Origin of the sequence: Pannonibacter carbonis (assembly GCF_003012935.1) — a bacterium.
In the GTDB taxonomy this organism is placed as follows: Bacteria; Pseudomonadota; Alphaproteobacteria; order Rhizobiales; family Stappiaceae; genus Pannonibacter; species Pannonibacter carbonis.
Map to the genome: position 1 here is coordinate 208,513 of NZ_PUDR01000003.1, position 17,540 is coordinate 226,052.

Annotated in this window: 14 protein-coding genes; 4 read left to right on the forward strand and 10 right to left on the reverse strand. The window is 63.4% G+C overall.

The window, feature by feature from the left end; translation table 11 throughout:
- Nucleotides 1–165 precede the first annotated feature (165 nt).
- Both pbpC and C8348_RS05210 read left to right on the forward strand, forming a co-directional pair.
- Nucleotides 166–2,313 carry a penicillin-binding protein 1C gene (gene pbpC / locus C8348_RS05205; protein WP_106752219.1) on the forward strand — a complete coding sequence of 716 codons (2,148 nt, stop codon included), beginning with the start codon at nt 166–168 and terminating at the stop codon, nt 2,311–2,313.
- Nucleotides 2,314–2,775: 462 nt separating this feature from the next.
- Entirely contained in the window at nt 2,776–3,918 is a 1,143-nt protein-coding gene (locus C8348_RS05210; protein ID WP_106752220.1) for a porin, read from the forward strand.
- A 224-nt stretch (nt 3,919–4,142) separates the two neighbouring features.
- Here the strand turns inward: C8348_RS05210 and C8348_RS05215 are convergent, their stop codons facing one another.
- Entirely contained in the window at nt 4,143–5,060 is a 918-nt protein-coding gene (locus C8348_RS05215) for an alpha/beta fold hydrolase (protein WP_106752221.1), read from the reverse strand.
- 247 nt (nt 5,061–5,307) lie between these two features.
- On the opposite strand from C8348_RS05215, the gene dapA reads away from it, so the two are divergent.
- Together dapA and smpB are read left to right on the forward strand one after the other, a co-directional pair.
- Nucleotides 5,308–6,186: a 4-hydroxy-tetrahydrodipicolinate synthase gene (dapA, locus tag C8348_RS05220; protein ID WP_106752222.1), complete on the forward strand. Its 879-nt coding sequence runs from the start codon at nt 5,308–5,310 to the stop codon at nt 6,184–6,186.
- A gap of 56 nt (nt 6,187–6,242) precedes the next feature.
- Nucleotides 6,243–6,716, forward strand: a complete 474-nt coding sequence (gene smpB, locus C8348_RS05225; RefSeq protein WP_106752223.1) for an SsrA-binding protein SmpB — start codon at nt 6,243–6,245, stop codon at nt 6,714–6,716.
- A gap of 321 nt (nt 6,717–7,037) precedes the next feature.
- On the opposite strand, the gene parC is transcribed toward smpB, so the two are convergent.
- The 9 genes from parC to C8348_RS05270 all read right to left on the reverse strand — a co-directional run bounded on the left by parC (nt 7,038) and on the right by C8348_RS05270 (nt 17,505).
- Nucleotides 7,038–9,287 carry a DNA topoisomerase IV subunit A gene (gene parC, locus C8348_RS05230; protein WP_106752224.1) on the reverse strand — a complete coding sequence of 750 codons (2,250 nt, stop codon included), beginning with the start codon at nt 9,285–9,287 and terminating at the stop codon, nt 7,038–7,040.
- 90 nt (nt 9,288–9,377) lie between these two features.
- Complete coding sequence (gene recO / locus C8348_RS05235; RefSeq protein WP_106752432.1) at nt 9,378–10,151, reverse strand: DNA repair protein RecO; 774 nt, start codon at nt 10,149–10,151, stop codon at nt 9,378–9,380.
- Between the two features lie 39 nt (nt 10,152–10,190).
- Nucleotides 10,191–11,141, reverse strand: coding sequence for a GTPase Era (era, locus tag C8348_RS05240; protein ID WP_425270810.1), 951 nt, complete (start codon nt 11,139–11,141; stop codon nt 10,191–10,193).
- 139 nt (nt 11,142–11,280) lie between these two features.
- A complete protein-coding gene (rnc, locus tag C8348_RS05245; RefSeq protein ID WP_106752225.1) occupies nt 11,281–11,988 on the reverse strand; it encodes a ribonuclease III in 708 nt (235 codons plus the stop codon).
- Between the two features lie 13 nt (nt 11,989–12,001).
- A complete protein-coding gene (gene lepB, locus C8348_RS05250) occupies nt 12,002–12,766 on the reverse strand; it encodes a signal peptidase I (protein WP_425270807.1) in 765 nt (254 codons plus the stop codon).
- Between the two features lie 823 nt (nt 12,767–13,589).
- Entirely contained in the window at nt 13,590–14,039 is a 450-nt protein-coding gene (gene acpS, locus C8348_RS05255) for a holo-ACP synthase (RefSeq protein WP_106752226.1), read from the reverse strand.
- 22 nt (nt 14,040–14,061) lie between these two features.
- The gene (locus C8348_RS05260; RefSeq protein WP_106752227.1) at nt 14,062–14,655 is read right to left on the reverse strand and encodes a DUF2062 domain-containing protein; all 594 of its coding nucleotides are present in this window, start codon (nt 14,653–14,655) and stop codon (nt 14,062–14,064) included.
- 33 nt (nt 14,656–14,688) lie between these two features.
- Nucleotides 14,689–15,270 (reverse strand): orotate phosphoribosyltransferase, encoded by a 582-nt coding sequence (gene pyrE, locus C8348_RS05265; RefSeq protein WP_106752228.1) that lies wholly within the window; start codon nt 15,268–15,270, stop codon nt 14,689–14,691.
- A 27-nt stretch (nt 15,271–15,297) separates the two neighbouring features.
- On the reverse strand, nt 15,298–17,505 hold the full coding sequence (locus C8348_RS05270; protein WP_106752229.1) for a RelA/SpoT family protein: 2,208 nt from the start codon (nt 17,503–17,505) through the stop codon (nt 15,298–15,300).
- Nucleotides 17,506–17,540 lie beyond the last annotated feature (35 nt).

The window sequence follows — 17,540 nt, forward strand, 5'->3', positions numbered from 1 at the left end:
TGCGTCGCCAATACCGGTGGCCTCTGCAGGGAAGGGAGGCTGCATGGTTCCCCGCACAAGGCGGGGATGACCTCTGTACGTTCGTCGGGCGTTGTCTCGCAGGTCGCGGTTGTCGGCCGGAGAGCCGTGAAGTGGCTGTGGCTTGTTCGTAGGTTGGAAAGTTGAATGGACCAGTCTGCGCCTCAGCGGCAGCGTATTGTTTCCCGGCTGCCTCGCTGCCTGCGCCGCATTGTCCCTGCAGCAGCCGGCTTGTGCCTTATGGCCGCAATGGGGGCCGGCTACCTTGCTTACGCCGTTGCGACTGCGCCCTTGCCGCCGGCGCTCGCCGAAATTTCCGTGTCCCGTGTGGTCCTCGATCGCAACGGTGACCTCCTGCGGGCCTTTGCAACATCGGATGAGCGCTGGCGTTTGCCGGTGAAACTGGCGGATGTCGATCCGCTCTATATCCGCATGCTGATGGCCTTCGAGGACCGACGTTTCCGCGATCATGCCGGTGTCGATCCCCGGGCCCTTGGCCGCGCGGCGCTCCAGACCTTGACGGAACGCCGGATCGTGTCGGGAGGCTCGACCCTGACCATGCAGGTCATTCGCCTGCTGAACGAAGCTCCGACACGTGATCTTGGCGCCAAATGGCAGCAGCTCGTCGGCGCTCTGGCGCTGGAACAGCGTTTGTCCAAGGACGAGATCCTCGCGCTCTACCTGATGCGCGCGCCCTTCGGCGGCAATCTGGAAGGGGTACGTGCCGCCTCGCTGGTCTGGTTCGGCAAGGAACCGCGCCGGTTGACGCCTGCCGAGGCGGCGCTGCTGGTCGCCTTGCCGCAATCACCCGAATCGCGGCGGCCCGACCGCTTCCCGGACAATGCCCGCAAGGCCCGAGACCGGGTGCTCGACCAGGCGGTGGCGCAGGGCGTTGTCTCCCTTGAAGAGGCCGAGGCTGCCCGCCGCGATCCTGTTCCGACGTTGCGGCGGCCAATGCCGATGATCGCGCCACATCTGACGTCGTCCGTCGCCGCCGCCAATCCCGCCCTTGTCGAACATCGCCTCACCCTGGACCGGTCGCTGCAGCAGGCCATGGAACAACTCGTCGCCGCCAAGGCACTGGCGCTGGGGCCGCAGATGTCGGCTGCCCTGTTGGTCGCCGATCACACCAGCGGCGAGATCCTTGCCAGTGTCGGCTCGCCGGGGCTTACCGATGATGGGCGCCAAGGCTATGTCGACATGACCGGCGCCGTACGCTCGCCCGGTTCGGCGCTGAAGCCGCTGATCTACGGGCTCGCCTTCGAGCAGGGCATCGCCCACCCGGAAAGTTATATTGAAGACCGGCCCATCCGCATCGCCGGCTATGATCCCAACAACTTCGACCTGTCCTTTCAGGGCACGGTCACCGTGCGCGAAGCGCTTCAACTGTCGCTGAACATTCCGGCAGTGAAGCTTCTGGAAGCCGTCGGACCTGCCCAACTGACCGCCCGTCTTAGGCGGACTGGCGTCACACCGGTGCTGCCACAGGGGCTGACACCCGGCCTTGCCATTGGTCTCGGTGGGCTTGGGCTCACGCTTCGCGACCTGACCACCCTTTATGCCAGCCTTGCCAGCGCCGGCCGACCGATGCGCCTTGTCCACACCTATGGCGAAACGAGCCGCATGACGCCGGCCTTGCCGGTGCTCGAGCCTGTCGCGGCCTGGTATGTTGGCGATATCCTGGCCAAAGCGCCGCGCCCCAGCACAGCGGCCGATGCTGGCATCGCCTTCAAGACCGGCACCGCTTACGGCTACCGCGATGCAGTTGCCGTTGGGTTCGACGGTAAATATGTCGTCGGCGTGTGGACAGGCCGGGCCGATGGAACGCCTGTTCCCGGCATGACCGGCCTGAAGTCGGCGGCCCCGATCCTGTTCGAGGCCTTTGATCGGCTTGGGCCGGCGCGAGTTCCTCTCGCATCGGCCCCATCCGGTGTCCTGCCGCTGGCGACGGCCAGCCTGCCGCAGCCGCTGCGCCGGGCGCGTGTTCGAAGCGAATCGATGTCGCTGTCCCTGGCCGGCGCCCCGCTCGCCGCATCCTTGCGTATTTCGCATCCACCCGACGGTGCCGACGTCGACCTTGGCCTGACTGCGGCCCGTCCGGCGCAGGAACCTGTGCTTGTCGTCAAGCTTCGGGGCGGCCGCGGACCCTATACCTGGTTCGTCAACGGCCAGCCGGTCGCCAGTGGGGCCTATCTGACGCAACTCGTCTGGACACCGGACGGTCCGGGCCAGCAAACGATTCTGGTCATTGATGCGGCCGGGGCAAGTGACCGTGTCGAAGTAACACTTCGCTAAGGAATTCAGCCATTTCCCCTGAATAAGCCGGGTGATGTGGCCCGAGCCGGTGCCGGGCAGGTTGCCTCTCTTGCATGATCCGGTGATTCCTTGTCGCCTGCTTCATCGCCGGGCGCCACGCATTCCCATGCCGGACGATAAGGGCCTTTATGCCCCTTTCTGGCCCTATTCCTTGCCACTCCCTTAAGATGGGTCGTCAACTCGTGGCTTTCCTGCAACACCGGGTTTTGAAAGCAGCCTTGCGAGGGGGGCGGCAGGCTGTTCAAGGTTGAACGAAGTTTCCGGATGGGTATGGTCACTTTGCGAGCGGCTCACGGGTCGCACTGAATTGTCGTCCAAGGAAATCCAACCTCCGGCCGGTGGCAATATCAGACCAATTCGCGGGGAAACGACGGAGTGAGTTCGAGGCGCCTGCGCCAGTTCAAGCGTCCGTCATTAATTGACTGATTTGGAGGTCATACAATGAACCTTAAGAGCATCATGCTCGGCGCAGCTGCTGCTGCCGCTGCTGTCACCGGCGCCCAGGCTGCCGATCTGCCGGTCGCTCCGGAGCCGGTCGACTACGTTCGCGTTTGCGACGCTTTCGGCGCTCGCTTCTTCTACATCCCGGGCACCGAGACCTGCCTGCGCGTTGGTGGCCGCGTCCGCGTTGACTTCTACTTCAACGACTTCGGTGACAAGCCGAACAACTGGAACCGCGCTGCTAACGGCACCTCGACCCGTGCACGTGGCTACCTGTACCTGGACGCCCGCACCAACACCGAATACGGTCTGGTTCGCGCTTACACCACCATGATCATGACCCGCGATTCCGCTGGTTCTTCCTATGATCTGGACAAGGCGTTCATCCAGTTCGGCAACTTCACCTTCGGTCGCGCTGGTTCGCAGTACGACTTCTTCACCGGCAACGCTTACAACCAGGTCGGCAAGAACTGGTCGGATGAGAACAGCTGGGTTGCTGCCTACACCGCTGCTTTCGGCAATGGCGTTTCGGCCACGATCTCGCTCGAAGACGGCACCTACCGTCGCGTTGGCACCGGCTACGCTGGTCACCGCTACCCGGATCTGGTCGCAGCTCTGAAGGTTGACCAGGGTTGGGGCTCTGCCAAGATCATGGCTGCTCTGCATGAGTCGCGTCTTGCTAACGCTTCCTCCAAGTCCAAGCTGGGCTATGGCGTCGGCGCTGGCGTGACCATCAACCTGCCGATGCTTGGCAAGAAGGACAGCATCTCCTTCCAGGCTCAGTATGCTGACGGCGCTGTTTCCTACGCTGGCGTCACCTCTGGTGCCCAGGACGTAGTGTACAACCCGGTTACCCGTGCTACCCGCACCACGAAGGCTTGGTCGCTCAGCGGTGGTCTGCTCCACTACTGGACCGACAACGTCACCAGCGCGATCGACGTGTCCTACGCCAACGTCGATGCACCGTTTGCTGGCACCGACTACAGCCGTTGGTCGGTTTCGGGTAACGCACAGTGGGAGCCGGTCTCTGGCCTCATCTTCGGTGCTGAACTCGGTTACGCCTCGATCGACTACAACCGTGGCTCGCGTCTGCGCGACAAGGACACCATCTCTGGTATGCTCCGCGTCCAGCGCACGTTCTAATCTGATCTAACGATTGGATTTGACGAACCCCGCAGCGAAAGCTGCGGGGTTTTGTCGTTTGAGGGTGCCAGGCTCAAATCAGGGAATGTCCTTGGTGATTTCTCCGACGGACCACTGGTCGGTTCACGGCGCCCCGTGCCAAGGTTTGACGCAGGCAAACGTCTTCTGCTGAAGTGCGGACGATCAGACCGCATCAGTTCAAGTGCATCGACGGTTCAATGCGGTCAAAAATCGGCAAACTCGGCCAGGAACTCAGCGATCCGGGTCTGGCTTGGCTTGTCCCATAGCAGCGGCGCATGGCCTTCTCCGTCGATGATCATGGTCTGCATCTGCGGATGCCGTGATGTCATCTGGGTCAAGGTTTCCTGCGACAACAGATCCGACCGTGAACCGCGCAGGGCAAGTACCGGACGATCGGTCAGGGCCTCGAACAGCGGCCATTGATCCGGCCAGGGTGTCGCGTCATCCAGGGCAGCGAGCGTCAAGGCAAGGGCAGGATCATAGTCCAGCACAACACCGCCCGCGTCAGGCCGTGCCATCTGCCGCGCAAGCCGCGTCCAGCCGTCAGTGTCCAGTACCGGGAACTGGTCCTGCGACTGGCTGCGCAGCCGGATCGCCAGATCTTCATAGGACCCATGCCGCATGCCCTTGCCGAGCGTTGCAGCGATCCGCAGGATCGCCTTGAGCTCGATGCGCGGCCCGACGTCATTCAACACCACGGCACTCATCCGGTGCCGGCCGTAGCGATGCGCCATCGCCATGGCGTGCAACCCGCCGCGCGAGGTGCCCAGAACAGCAAACCGGTCAAGTTGCAGCGCCACAAGCCCGGCGTCGATGTCGTGTCCTTCGATCGGGATCGCGTAATTGTGCCAGTCCGGATCATGCGCGCTGTCACCGCGACCACGATAGTCAAAGGCGACGACCTTGCGGCCCTGGGATGCGAGGAAAGCGGCAATGTCGCTGAAGTCGCGCCAGTTGCGGCTGAGCCCGGCCAGACAGACGAGGGGGACCGCCCCGTTGCCATGGGATGCCGGGTGCCAGACCCGCGCGGCGAGGGACAGGCCATCAGGTGCCGTGAAGCGCACAAGCTCCGGCTCGGCGCGGGTCTGGCTGCGATCCTGCTGCAGCAATGTATCAGCCATTCCAGCCCTCCCAGTGCCGGTGTGCCTTCTTCCTGTGCAAACTTACCAGCTTGTCCGCCATGCGCCATACAGGGAACTGCGCAAGTCCCGGATTTGGCGTCACTTTCCTTCCTGCCGGGTTTTGCCGATCATGCTGCATAATTGACGCAAACTCCGCCTAAACCGTTGCCCGATCACGGGCGGCCAAGTATTGTGCGCCGTCTCAGGGCATGGTTGTCCTGATGAAGAGTCCAAGAGGAAACCTGAAATGTTCAAGGGATCGATTCCAGCGCTGATCACTCCGTTCCGGAATGGCGCGGTGGATGAGAAACGCTTTCAGGACTTTGTGGACTGGCAGATCAAAGAGGGCAGTTCGGGTCTCGTTCCGGTGGGCACCACCGGTGAAAGCCCGACCCTGACCCATGCCGAGCACAAGCGCGTCGTGGAGCTTTGCGTCGAAGCCGCTGCAGGCCGCGTTCCCGTTATGGCTGGTGCAGGCTCGAACAACACGGCCGAGGCCATTGATCTCGCCCGTCACGCCGAGCAGGCGGGTGCGGATGCGCTTCTGATCGTGACGCCATATTACAACAAGCCGAACCAGGCCGGCCTCAAGGCGCATTACCGTGCCATTGATGCGGCCGTTGGCATTCCGATCTACATTTACAATATCCCCGGCCGGTCGGTGATCGACATGACGCCGGAGACCATGGCAGAGCTGTTCAAGACTTGCCGCAACATCAAGGGCGTCAAGGACGCAACCGCCAACATGGCGCGCGCGACCCTGCAGCGTCATGCCTGCGGTCCGGACTTTGTCCAGCTGTCGGGTGAGGACATTACCGCGCTCGGCTTCAACGCCCATGGTGGCACAGGCTGCATCTCGGTGACTGCCAATGTGGCTCCGCGCCTGTGCGCCGAGTTCCAGGCCGCGACACTTGCAGGGGACTATGCCAAGGCCCTGGCGATCCAGGATAAACTGGATCTGCTGCACCATGCCCTGTTCATCGAGCCGAACCCGACAGGCGTGAAATATGCCCTGTCGCTGCTCGGCAAGATCGACAATGACGTGCGCCTGCCGCTTGTCTGTATTGCCCCGGAGACCGAGGTGCAGGTTCGCGCCGCCATGGTCCACGCCGGGCTTATCAATTAACCGCATGGAATGCCGGCGGGACGGATCCCGTCCTGCCGCAGCCAGGAAGACCAGTCATGGCACCGAAGTCCGGCGCATCCGACCGCACCATCGTCGCAGACAATCGCAAGGCCCGCTTCAACTACGAGATCGAGACGGTCTACGAAGTCGGCATTGAACTGCGCGGCACGGAAGTGAAGTCCCTGCGCACGGGCCGGGGCAACATCCAGGAATCCTACGCCGCCGAAAAGAACGGCGAAATCTGGCTGTATAATTGCTATCTGCCGGAATACCTGCAGGCCAACCGCTTCAACCATGAGCCGCGCCGTCCGCGCAAGCTGCTCCTGCACAAGCGCGAGATCGCCAAGCTGTCTGCTGCTGTTGCCAAGGATGGCAAAACCCTTGTTCCGCTCAAGGTGTTCTTCAACGAAAAGGGCAGGGCCAAGATGGAGCTTGCCCTTGCGCGCGGCAAGAAGCTGCATGACAAGCGCGAGACCGAAAAAGCCCGCGACTGGGCCCGCGAGAAGGGCCGTCTGCTCAAGACCGGTTGAGGCCGATCACAATCCTCTACCTCACCTACGTCATCCCGGCCAAGCGAAGCGCAGAGCCGGGACCGGAGAGTCGAGGTATTGAAGTTTCAATGAATTACATCCGGTGACGCCTTGGCTCTCCGGTCCCGGATCTTCGCTTCGCTCGTCCGGGATGACATCCAAACGTTAGTCACCAACCTGCGTTGGTTAGCTCACAACCTGTGCATCGCTTGTGCGCAAGCTGTGGGCCGCCTGTGGACAGATGCGTCCAAAGACCGGATTTGCCGTTCTAATTCAATCAGCTACAAAGCGCGGCGCCCTGTGGACAGTTCCAGGGCTCGTTCAGAGCCCCGGAACGCCGAACTTGTTGTTACGCGGGAAGCCGGTGGGCGGCAGGCGTCCGGCCTGGCCCCTATCACCACGCCAGTCGGCCAATTCTTCCAGCGACCGTGTGTAGCTGCGCCCGGAGCTGTCGATCCAGGTCAGACCTGCGGCACCGGCAAAGACGACGGCATCGGCGACACGTCCATCGCGATAGCGCTGCAGGCGCACACCGCGTCCGCGTGACATTTCCGGAACCTGCGCCAGCGGGAAGATGACCAGCTTGCGGTTCTGTCCGATGACAGCGACCTGATCGCCTTCGACGGGAATGCAGAGCACGGCTTCGTTGGGTGCGGTGACATTGAGCACCTGCTTGCCCTTGCGCGTGTTGGCAACGACATCCGCTTCCGGCACGACAAAGCCGCGTGCCTCGTCGCTGACGAGCAGCAGCTTCCGGTCCGGCTTGTGCATGAAGGCGCAGACGATGTCCTGGCCTTCCTCCATGTCGACCATCAACCGGATCGGCTCGCCATGTCCGCGCCCGCCGGGCAGGTTGGCGGCGGAAAGGGTGAAGAATTTGCCAGCCGTGGTCAGCAGAAGGATCTTGTCGGTGGTCTCGCCGGGGAAGGCGATCTTCAGCTTGTCGCCCTGCTTGAAGGTCAGGGTCGAAAGGTCCTCCTGGTGCCCCTTGAGGGCGCGAATCCAGCCCTTTTCCGAGATGATGACGGTGATCGGTTCCTTCTCGATCATCGCCTGCTGGATGTCGCTGATGTTGTGTTCCGGAGCCTCGGCCACATCGGTGCGGCGCTTGCCGAGCGGCGTTTCCGGTCCGTAGGCCTTCGCAATCTCGGCGGTTTCCTTCGAAAGCCGGGCCCACTGCCGTGCTTCCGAGCCGATCAGCTCCTTGAGGTCGTCGCGTTCACCGGAGAGCTTTTCGTGCTCCTTGCGGATCTCGAATTCTTCCAGCTTGCGCAGCGAGCGCAGGCGCATGTTGAGGATGGCTTCGGCCTGAACGTCGGTCAGGCTGAACACCCGCATCAGCTCGGCCTTTGGCTCATCCTCCTCGCGGATGATCCGGATCACCTCATCCAGGTTGAGATAGGCAACCAGATAGCCTTCCAGCACCTCGAGCCGGTGCTCGATCTGGGCCAGCCGGTGTTGCGACCGGCGCAGCAGCACCTCGCGGCGGTGGTCAAGCCATTCGCGCAGGACCTGCTTCAGTCCCATCACCATCGGCACCTTGCCGAGGGACAAGACGTTCATGTTCAAAGGGAATCTGGTTTCAAGCTCGCTCAGCTTGAACAGTGATTCCATCATCAAGGCCGGGTCGACATTGCGTGACCTGGGCACCAGGACCACGCGGACGTCTTCAGCCGACTCATCGCGCACGTCATCAAGCAGCGGCAGCTTCTTGGCTGTCAGCAGCTCGGCGATCTTCTCGATGAGGCGTGACTTCTGCACCTGGTAGGGGATCTCGGTGACCACGACCACCCATTGGCCGCGGCCAAGATCCTCGACGGACCAGCGGGCGCGGACGCGGAAGCTGCCGCGGCCGGTCTCGTAGGCTTCAAGCAGACCCTTCGGGTCCTCGACCAGAATGCCACCGGTCGGGAAGTCCGGCCCCTTGAGATAGGCAAGCAGGTCCCGCGTCTCGGCGTCTGGGTGCTTGATCAGGTGCTGGGCGGCAAGGCACAGCTCATGCGCATTGTGCGGCGGGATCGAGGTCGCCATGCCAACGGCAATACCAGAGGAGCCGTTGGCAAGCAGGTTCGGGAACCCGCCCGGCAGCACGATCGGCTCGCGCTCTTCGCCGTCGTAAGTCGATCGAAAATCGACCGAATCCTCGTCGAGCCCATCGAGCAGACGCTTGGCCGTGTCGGTCAGACGGGCTTCGGTGTATCGCATCGCGGCGGCGTTATCGCCGTCGATGTTGCCGAAGTTGCCCTGGCCGTCGACCAGCGGATAGCGCTGCGCAAAGTCCTGCGCGAGGCGCACGAGGGCGTCATAGACGGCCTGGTCGCCATGCGGATGGTACTTACCGATCACGTCACCGACGACACGGGCGCACTTCTTGAATCCCGCGCCCGGATCCAGCTTGAGCAGCCGCATGGCATAGAGCAACCGGCGATGCACCGGCTTCAGACCATCGCGTACATCGGGCAGGGCCCGGTGCATGATGGTCGAGAGGGCGTAGGCGAGGTAGCGTTCCTCGAGTGCGTCACGCAGGTTGACGCCTTCGATGCCGCTCGGAGGAGTGAGGTCTTTTCCCATGCTGCATGCTTAGCCCGAAGGGGCGGGGGAGACAATTTGTATGGGGCGAGAAAGGCGCGGAATCCGGCGGTTTTTCCCCGCCTTTGCACGTCAGGCGAGGGGATCGGGCATGCCGGAGAGGCCGGCCGCGGCGAAGGCCTTCTCAAGGGCTGAGGTCAGTCCGTCGCGGGTCTGCGCCAGCGAGATGCCGCGCGGAGAAAACACGTCCCTTTCGAGAAAAAAGCCGGTCAGTTTCAGACCATTTGCGACATCGCGGAAATTGATCTCGGTTCCCGGCTGCCGTTCGCCGGAAACGAGGAAGGACGGCAGGGGCAGGAGCCGGTCGCGGTAGGGCGCGCCGGCATCGCGGCAGACGGCGCGGCCGGATCTGGGCGACACATAGGCCAGATCCCAGTTCTGCCCCGTCGAGGCACAGCGGGAGAGGTCGAGGCCGAAGCCGAGCTCGGCGAGGAGTTCCAGTTCGAAGCGGACGAGCAGCGGCCCGGCGATCAGCGGCTCCCCCAGATGGTCAAGGACCAGGGTGAGGGCTTCGTGGACCTCGGGATGGGCAACCCGTTCGGGCATCAGGCGGGTGAGGCCGGCCAGGTGCTGCAGGCCATATAGGCCAAGCGGGTCGGTCAGGAGCAGGCCCGCGCGCAGCGACTGGGGTTCGACGGCAAAGACGCCGAGTTGCTCGGCAAGGCGGGCGCGCCAGGTGACTTGCAGGGAGTTGCCTGGCTGCAGCAGGGGAGCAAGGCGGCGGGAACGGCCGCCGCGCACCAAGCCGAGATGACGGCCATGCTGGCGCGTCATCACTTCGATCACCGCACTGGTCTCGCCCTGCGCCCGGCTCGACAGGAGCACACCTTCGTCCGTCCACTCCAGTCCCACGTCTCCTCCGGGATAAGTCGGGTTCCCCGAGGATCAGCGGGGGAACTCGAGGCCCATTTCGCGGTAGCGTTCCGGGTCGTCGGACCAGTTCTCGCGCACCTTGACGAACAGGAACAGGTGCACCGGCCGCTCGACGATCTCGGCAAGTTCCGTGCGCGCCGCCTGGGAGATGACCTTGATGGTCTGTCCCTTCTTGCCCAGAACGATGGCCTTCTGGCTGTCGCGTTCGACATAGATCGTCTGTTCGAGGCGGACGGAGCCGTCCTTGCGCTCTTCCCAACGCTCGGTCTCGACGGTCGAGACATAGGGAATTTCCTCATGCAGGCGCTCGAACAGCTTCTCGCGGGTGATTTCAGCGGCAAGCATGCGCATCGGCGCGTCAGACACCTGGTCTTCCGGATAAAGCCACGGCCCGGGACGAACCTTCTCTGCAAAATAGGTCAGGATATCCTGGACGCCGTCGCCGCTGAGGGCCGAGACCATGAAGGTCTTCTCGAAGGCCACTTTCTCGTTTGCCGTGACGGCCAGTTTCAGCAGTTTTTCCCGGTTGGCGACGTCGGTCTTGTTGAGGATCAGAACCTTCGTCCCGCGTTCGCCAGCGAGTCGGTCGAGGATCGTCTCGACCTCCTCGGTCAGGCCCTTGCGGGCGTCAATGAGGAGGGCAGTCACATCCGCATCGCGCGAGCCGCCCCAGGCTGTGTCGACCATGGCCCGGTCAAGCCGGCGCTTGGGCTTGAAGATGCCCGGCGTGTCGACAAAGATCACCTGCGCGTCGCCATGCATGGCAATACCGCGTACGAGCGCCCGGGTGGTCTGGACCTTGTGCGTGACGATGGACACTTTGGTGCCGACGAGTTGGTTGATCAGCGTGGACTTGCCAGCATTCGGGGCGCCGATCAGCGCGACAAAGCCGGCGCGCGTGGTGGGCGCAGCAGCCGGAGCCAGTGTGTCCGCGCCCGCTTGGGCCGTCTCGTCATTCTCGATGTCGTTCAATACGTTGGTCCTGTTTCTGGACGTTGGAATAGAATTGCACCCGAAGGCAGCTTCCCCTGTGAAGGGGGTGGATTCAGGGCCGCACAGGCGGAGACAGTCTTGTCTTCAGGCAGCGGGCTGCCCAGCGGCGTCACTCGCTCCAGACGCCTTCCCGGCGCAGCATGGCCTCTGCGGCTGCCTGCTCTGCAATCCGCTTGGAACTGCCACTGCCTTCCGCCGGTGCATGCCGTTCGACATGGACCGCGACGATGAACACCGGCGCGTGGTCCGGTCCGCTGCGATCGACCACGTCATAGGTGGGTGCGGGCAGGCTGCGCGCCTGGGCCCATTCCTGCAATGTGGTCTTGGCGTCGCGCAGCGGTCCCGAGAAGGTCATCATACGCGGTTCCCACTGCCGGCGCACGAAATCTTCTGCGGTGGCCATGCCGGCGTCGAGATAGATCGCCGCAATCACCGCCTCGCAGATGTCGGCCAGCAAGGCCGTCTTCTGCCGTCCACCGGTCTGCGCCTCGCTCTGGCTGATGCGCATGGCGTCGCCGAGCTTCAGGTCCTGGGCGATCTCGGCGCAGGTCTCCCGCTTGACCAACTGGTTGAGCCGACGGGCCAGTTCGCCTTCGTCGGCACGCGGGAAGTTCCGGTGCAGCATCGTGGCAACCGCCAGACCCAGAACCCGATCACCGAGGAACTCGAGCCGCTGGTAGCTGCCGCCGGTTTGTGTGTTGTTCAACGCGCTGGCATGGGTCAGCGCCTGCTCCAGCAGCGAGCGGTCAGTGAAGCGGTGGCTGATCCGGTCTTCGACACGGGACAGCGGATCGGTCGTGGTCTGGCGGGTGCTCATCAGCTTGGCCGGGTCAGAGCGAATTGAACATGCGATCCCAGCGCACGGTCCAGGGCCACTGCCAGAACATCCAGGCCGGCTGACCGTCGGAGACGGAGAAGAAGATCACTTCGGCCCGGCCGACGAGATTCTCATAGGGCACATAGCCGACACTCGACTCGACGCGGCTGTCGGAGGAGTTGTCGCGGTTGTCACCCATCATGAAGAAATGGCCGGCGGGCACTTTGTAGACCTTGGTGTTGTCGCCGAAGCCGCGCGGATTGAGGTCGAGTGTATCGTAACTGACGCCATTCGGCAGGGTCTCGCGGAAGCGGGCAATCGGCTGGCTCACTCCGAATGCGTCCCTCTCGACGAAATCCGCAATCCGCTCGCGCTTGACCGGCGTGCCGTTGATGTGGAGGGCACCGTCGATCATCTGGACCTCATCACCAGGCAGTCCAATCACCCGCTTGATGTAGTCGGTCGAGTTGTCGCTCGGCAGCTTGAAGACGACGACATCGCCGCGCTCGGGTTCAGCGCCCCAGATCCGGCCGGAGAAGGGGGCAAGGCCAAACGGGAACGAGTAGCGCGAATAGCCGTAGCTGTACTTGGAAACAAAGAGGTAATCGCCGATCAGCAGCGTGTTCATCATCGACCCGGACGGGATGTTGAACGGCTGGAACAGGAGGGTCCGCACCACCAGCGCCAGCAACAGCGCCTGCACGATAACCTTGACGGTCTCACCGAGACCGCCGTCCTTGGCCTTCTTGTTGTCGGTCACGCTCATCGGATCCTTCATTCTTCACACCGCCGCCGCAGGCGAAATCTCGCGACTTGTACCGGTTCGGGGCAGCACTGGCAACGGACGTGAGGATTACAGCTTGGCAATGTCGGTGGGGGAGGCACTGCATGACGGTGGCAATGGAGGGAGATTGTGGCGGGATACCTGTCTCCACGCTGTTCCGGCCTTGTGCCGGGACCTGTAAGGGGCGCGTTGCGTTGGGGTGATGTCGACGCCGAGGTGGTGGCGAGGTCCGGTAACTCAGGTCTCTGCCGTCATGACAGGTCCCGGCACGAGGCCGGGACGGCACGGAGGGTGTGGTGTGTTAGGTTTGAATACAACATAAGCGCGAATTTGAAGTTGCAGGATCGTTGCAACGTGTCACTGTTTCTCACGTAATCCCGACACGCCGTCCCGGCCTTGTGCCGGGACCTGCAAGGGGCGCGTTGCGTTGGGGTGATATCGACGCCGAGGTGGCGGCGAGGTCCGGAGACTCAGGTCTCTGCCGTCATGACAGGTCCCGGCACGAGGCCGGGACGGCGCGGAGGTTGGTGTGGGTATCAGCCCTGCAGGCAGAGTTGCTGCGCGGGCTCGGCGCTTGAAGATGCTAGATGCAAAAGAGGCGCAACCGTTTCTCTCGCGATCTCCACACACGCCGTCCCGGCCTTGTGCCGGGACCTGTAAGGGGCGCGTTGCGTTGGGGTGATGCCGACGCCGAGGTGGCAGCGAGGTCCGGCAACTCAGGTCTCTGCCATCATGACAGGTCCCGGCACGGGGCCGGGACGGCGCGGAGGGGAGGATGGTTGTGTATCAATCTATTGAATAAGCGCTGCCCCGATCCTCACGCCTCGCTGGGATCGTCCTTGAGCGGCGGGGAGGGGGGCTCGGGCCAGTCTGTCGGCCAGGCGGAGATGACGACGAAGGCCTGGGCCAACGGATAGTCGTCGGTGATGGTGAGATCGATGCGGGGCCGGAAGCCCTCGGGCGTCAAGGCGGCGAGACGCTCGGCGGCGCTGCCGGTCAGTTGCAGCGTCGGGCGGCCGGAGGGCAGGTTGACGACACCCATTTCGCGCCAGGCAACACCCATGCGGATGCCGGTGCCGAGCGCCTTGGAACAGGCCTCCTTTGCAGCAAAGCGCTTGGCATAGGAGGCGGCGCGCTCGGCCCGGCGATCGGATTTTGACCGTTCGATCTCGGTGAAGACTCGCGCGGCAAAGCGCTCGCCGAACCGTTCCAGCGTCTGCTCGATGCGGCGAATGTCGCAAAGATCGCTGCCGATGCCGAGGATCATCCGGTTTGACCTTTCCTTAGCGTCACTCCGCAGGCCGTGACAGTGTCGAGCGGGCCATTTCGGCGGACTGCCGCGCGGCGAGTCGGCGCTGCTTGCGTTCCTGATAGGCCTTCACACTGAAATAGACCGGAAAGTAGCACAGAAGACCACAAGCCAGCCCGAGCGGCAGGCCGCCAATGATCATCGGCTTGAGCAGCGGCCAGAGCGCGTCCAGCGAGTGGGTCAGGAGGTCAGCGTGCATCAGCCCTTCGGTTGCGTCAGCGGAGGTGTCCAGTGTGCCCGTGCCAAGGATCACATGACCCAGCTTGTATGTAATCGCCCAGATGAAGGGAAAGGTGAGCGGATTGCCAACCACGGTGCCAAGGGCCGAGGCCAGCATGTTGCCCCGGACGATCATGGCCACCGCTGCGGCCAGCAGGAAGTGAAAGCCCATGAATGGGGTGAACGAGGCGAATGCGCCGCAGGAAAAGCCGAGCGCCACCGCATGTGGCGAGGCCGTCAGACGCAGCACGCGCTTGCCGTAGTAGCGGAACGAGCGCATCCAGCTGGCGCGCGGCCAGACGGCAACGCGCAGTTTCTCGAATCGGCTTGGCGGTGTGCGGCGTTGAAACAGCATGGGTCGCGTGCGGCTCCTTGTTCGTTTCCAGCCTCAGGCCAGATTGCGGCTGCCGGGTTTGACCGGCGGTATTGCTGCGAGTTCTGGCGGCAGGTTGTCCGGTGAATAGGACGGCACCTTGTAGTCGATCAGGGCGACCAGCGGGACGCTGACATCCGCCTCGCCGGCCGACCGGTCGATCAGGCAGGCGACACCGACCACATCGGCGCCGATCGCCTTCAGGGCATCGACGGTCTCGCGGCTGGACAGGCCGGTGGTGACAATGTCCTCGACGATGATGACGCGGGCGCCCGGCTCGAGGTCAAAGCGGCGCAGGCGGAACTGTCCACCCTCCCGCTCCACCCACATGGCAGGAACGCCAAGATGGCGCGCGGTCTCATAGCCCGGGATCAGGCCGCCGAGGGCGGGAGAGACGATGTAATCAATCGGACCGAGATTGGCGGCCCGGATTTTGTCAGCCAGTGCCTTGCACAGTTTCTCGGTCTTGTCCGGGTGCATGAACACGCGCGCCTTCTGCAGGAACACAGGGCTGCGCAGGCCGGATGACAGAATGAAATGGCCTTCGAGAATGGCACCTGCCTCGCGGAACAGGGCCAGGACGTCGTCCTGAGTCATGCGTTTATCCCGTCTGTGGTCCCGCTCTCAGCCGTTGACGCGCGTCACGCTGGACACATTCGGCTTGGTGCGGAGCTGGTTGATGATGCGGTTGAGATGTTTAAGATCCCATACCTCAAGATCGATAATCATCTGGTGAAAATCGGCAACTTTGCGGACCATCTTGAGATTGTCGATGTTGCCGCCGTTTTCGCCGATGACCTGGGCGATGGCCGCCAGCGATCCGGGTTCGTTGAGCGCCGAAACACTGATCCGGGCCGGGAAGCGTTCCGGATTGTCGATGTCGATGTCCCAGCGCACATCGACCCACAGGTCGCTCTGGTCATCGAATTCCTTCAGCGCAGGGGACTGGATCGGGTAGATCGTCAGGCCCTCCGCCGGCGTCAGGATGCCGACGATTCGGTCGCCGGGTACGGCTCCGCCATTGGGCGCGAAATTGACCGGGATATCACCGGCAAGGCCCCGGATCGGCAGGGCATCGCCGTCGGTGCCGGTGACCGTCGGGATGCGGAACTTGAGGCCCTGACCCTTTTCCAGATCGAACCAGCCTTCGCCCGGCTCGGGCCGGATGATGCCGGCGCGCTCGTCCTGGTAGTCGGGATGGACCGACTTGACCACCTGCTGCGCGCTGATCTCGCCGCGGCCGACGGCGGCCAGGAGATCAGCGATGCTGTCCTGACTGAGCAGGCCGAGGACGCCCTCCAGCAGGCCTTCGGAATAGGGCTTGTCGGCGCGGGTAAAGGCGCGCTGCAGGATATGCTCGCCAAGGGCACCGTATTGCTTGCGCACGGACTCGCGCGTCGCCCGGCGGATCGCGGCCTTGGCCTTGCCGGTGACGGCAATGGATTCCCAGGCCGGTGGCGGCGTCTGCGCCTGCGAGCGCACGATCTCCACCTCGTCGCCGTTCCTGAGTTCGGTGACCAGCGGCATGATCTTGCCGTTCAGCTTGCAGCCGACACAGGTGTTGCCGATGCTGGTGTGCACGGCATAGGCAAAGTCGATGGGCGTTGCCCCGCGCGGCAGGGCGATCAGGCGGCCCTTCGGCGTGAAGCAGAACACCTGGTCGTGGAACAGCTCGAGCTTGGTGTTCTCCAGGAACTCTTCCGGCGTATCGCCTTGCGACAGCAGGTCGATGGTGCGCCGCAGCCAGTCATAGGCGCGGCTTTCCTCGGTGTGACGGGCAATATTGCGCCCGCCGGTCTCGCCGTCCTTGTAGAGCGCATGGGCGGCAATGCCGTATTCGGCGACGCGGTCCATGATCTGGGTCCGGATCTGCAACTCGATGCGCTGGCGGCGCGGGCCGACGATGGTGGTGTGGATCGAGCGATAGTCGTTCTGCTTCGGCGTCGAGATGTAATCCTTGAACCGGCCCGGCACGGTGGACCAGGTGGTGTGGATGACGCCGAGCACCCGGTAGCAGGCCTCGGTGGTGCCGACAATGACGCGGAAACCGTAGATGTCGGAGAGCTGCTCGAAGCCGAGCGACTTCTGCTGCATCTTGCGGAAGATCGAGTAGGGGCGCTTCTCGCGGCCCTTGACCTGCGCCGCGATGCCGCGTTCGGCGATGCGGGCGGTGAGGGTTTCCTCGATGTCGGTGATCAGCCCGTCATTGCGCTCGCGCAGGCTGGCGAGCCGCTCGGCCAGGGTGGCATAGGCGTCCGGATTGAGGGTGCGGAAGGACAGGTCTTCCAGTTCCTCGCGCATGTCCTGCATGCCCATGCGCCCGGCCAGCGGGGCATAGATCTCCATCGTCTCTTCGGCAATGCGCGCCCGCTTGTGCTCGGGCATGTGCTCGAGGGTGCGCATGTTGTGGAGGCGGTCGGCGAGCTTGACCAGCAAAACGCGGACGTCGTCGACGATGGCGAGCAGCAGCTTGCGGAAATTCTCGGCCTGCTTGGCCTTCTGGGTCTGCAGGTCGAGGCGCTTGATCTTGGTCAGGCCCTCGACGAGCTTACCGATCTCCTCGCCAAAGATCGTGTCGATCTCGGCCCGGGTGGCATCGGTGTCCTCGATGGTGTCATGCAGGAGCGCGACGGCGATGGTCGCGTCATCCAGCCGCAACTCTGTCAGGATGGCGGCGACTTCGAGCGGATGGGAGAAATAGGGATCGCCCGAGGCACGGGTCTGCGACCCGTGCTTGCGCATGGCATAGACATAGGCCTTGTTGAGCAGGGCCTCGTCCGCACTGGGATTGTAACGGGTAACCCGTTCAACGAGCTCGTATTGACGCATCATGGCCGGGCCGCATCATGCCGACTGAACACAGGACG

Coding starts and splice junctions, on each gene's coding strand:
- pbpC (WP_106752219.1), top strand. CDS start 166: ATGGACCAGTCTGCGCCTCAGCGGCAGCGTATTGTTTCCCGGCTGCCT.
- C8348_RS05210 (WP_106752220.1), top strand. CDS start 2,776: ATGAACCTTAAGAGCATCATGCTCGGCGCAGCTGCTGCTGCCGCTGCT.
- C8348_RS05215 (WP_106752221.1), bottom strand. CDS start 5,060: ATGGCTGATACATTGCTGCAGCAGGATCGCAGCCAGACCCGCGCCGAG.
- dapA (WP_106752222.1), top strand. CDS start 5,308: ATGTTCAAGGGATCGATTCCAGCGCTGATCACTCCGTTCCGGAATGGC.
- smpB (WP_106752223.1), top strand. CDS start 6,243: ATGGCACCGAAGTCCGGCGCATCCGACCGCACCATCGTCGCAGACAAT.
- parC (WP_106752224.1), bottom strand. CDS start 9,287: ATGGGAAAAGACCTCACTCCTCCGAGCGGCATCGAAGGCGTCAACCTG.
- rnc (WP_106752225.1), bottom strand. CDS start 11,988: ATGAGCACCCGCCAGACCACGACCGATCCGCTGTCCCGTGTCGAAGAC.
- lepB (WP_425270807.1), bottom strand. CDS start 12,766: ATGAAGGATCCGATGAGCGTGACCGACAACAAGAAGGCCAAGGACGGC.
- acpS (WP_106752226.1), bottom strand. CDS start 14,039: ATGATCCTCGGCATCGGCAGCGATCTTTGCGACATTCGCCGCATCGAG.
- C8348_RS05260 (WP_106752227.1), bottom strand. CDS start 14,655: ATGCTGTTTCAACGCCGCACACCGCCAAGCCGATTCGAGAAACTGCGC.
- pyrE (WP_106752228.1), bottom strand. CDS start 15,270: ATGACTCAGGACGACGTCCTGGCCCTGTTCCGCGAGGCAGGTGCCATT.
- C8348_RS05270 (WP_106752229.1), bottom strand. CDS start 17,505: ATGATGCGTCAATACGAGCTCGTTGAACGGGTTACCCGTTACAATCCC.